This is a genomic window from Methylobacterium sp. WL18 (genome assembly GCF_008040015.1).
In the GTDB taxonomy this organism is placed as follows: domain Bacteria; phylum Pseudomonadota; class Alphaproteobacteria; order Rhizobiales; family Beijerinckiaceae; genus Methylobacterium; species Methylobacterium mesophilicum.
Window position 1 is genome coordinate 1 of the sequence record NZ_VRVD01000902.1, and the last position, 1,470, is coordinate 1,470.

At 73.8% G+C, this 1,470-nt stretch carries 1 protein-coding gene and 1 pseudogene; both read right to left on the minus strand.

Translation table 11 applies throughout. From position 1 onward, the window contains the following. A partial coding sequence (locus FV228_RS29515; protein WP_246694075.1) for an ABC transporter transmembrane domain-containing protein occupies positions 1-1,001 on the minus strand: 1,001 nt, incomplete at its 3' end. A gap of 75 nt (positions 1,002-1,076) precedes the next feature. After that, positions 1,077-1,470, minus strand: a pseudogene (locus FV228_RS29520) (hypothetical protein); the annotation flags it as partial.

Consider the following 1,470-nt stretch of genomic DNA (forward strand, 5'->3'; position numbering starts at 1 on the left):
CTCTCCCGGGGCGCCGGCAGGGGCGTCAGGGCCTCCGGCTCCCGCCGGGGCAGGAACGCCACGAGCCGGCTCCAGGCCTGCCGGGCGGCCGAGAACGACTTCCAGTTGGCGATGGCGAGGTCCACCGGCGCCAGCGCCCGGGCCGACAGGATCGTGGCGGCCAGCATGACCCCGGCGGTGGCCTCCTCGCGCACCACCAGGTAGGCGCCGAGCCCCAGGATCCCGGATTGCAGCACCGTGCGCAGCAGGCGCGCCACCGCGCCGAAGCCGATGGCGAGGTCGTTGCCGTAGGTGGCGACGTCGAGGTTCTTGCGGGTCCGGACCTGCCAGAGGTCGGCCACCCGCGACCGCATCCCCAGCGCGCAGAGCAGCGGCGCCGTCCGGTGCGCCATGTCGGTGAAGGACCGGCGCTCGCCGGCGACCCGCACGGTCTCCCGGGTGGTCTCGGCGGAGGCCCAGTCGGTCAGGACCGTCAGCACGCACAGGAACAGGGCGCCGGCCGCGATCGCCGCCCCGAGCCAGGGATGGAACAGGAAGCAGACCGCGATGTAGAGCGGCACCCAGGGCAGGTCGAAGAAGGCGGTGAGCGCCATGCTCGACACGAAGCCCCGCACGGTGTCGAGGTCGCGCAGCGCCTGGGGGCCCTCGTCGCCGCGCGGCGTCTCGGAGCCGCGCGCCAGCAGGGTCCGGAAGATCCGCGGGCCGAGGCGCTCGTCCACCAGGCGGCCGAACCGCGACAGGATCCGGGCGCGGAAGACCTCGAACACGCTCTGGATCACGAACAGCATCAGGGCGATGCCGGCGAGCCCGACCAGGGTGGCGATGCTGCGGCTCGGCAGCACCCGGTCGTAGACCTGCAGCATGAAGATCGGGGCGGTCAGCATCAGCAGGTTGATCAGGCCGCTCACGATCATCACGGTGATCAGGGCGGTGCGCCCGGCCCCGATCGCGGCCCAGAATTCCCGGCGCTTGGCAGCACGCAACACGCGTTCGTCGGTCAACGGACTGTCCCCCGGAGCCTTGCTCCACGTCCACCAAAAAAGCCCCCGCCGCGTCGGCGGCGGGGGCTCCGGCCGTCAGAGGCCGAGCAGGTGCAGGCCGCCCGTGGCCGAGTGCGGGGTCGGGTCGGTGTGGTGGACGTCGGCATGGCTGCCGAGGTCGATCGTGACGATCCCGAGATCGAGGCTCGCCCCGTGGGAGCCACCGGCGTCCCCGGCACCGGCGGGCGCCGTCGAGGCCGGGCTCAGGATCTGCCCGACGAGGGAATCCGCGCCTCCGCCGCCGCTCTGCGGCAGCAGGATGCTGTCGCCGGAGAGCAGGCTGGCGGTGGCCAGGCTCGGCTGGTCGGCCCCCACCGCGATGGCGCTCGCCTGGACGGTGTGGGCCGGATCCGCGGCCGGGGTGAGCACGGCCGCGTTGGCCAAGGGCGTCGCGCTGGTCGGGCCCGCGGCCACGTCGATCAGCGGGTGG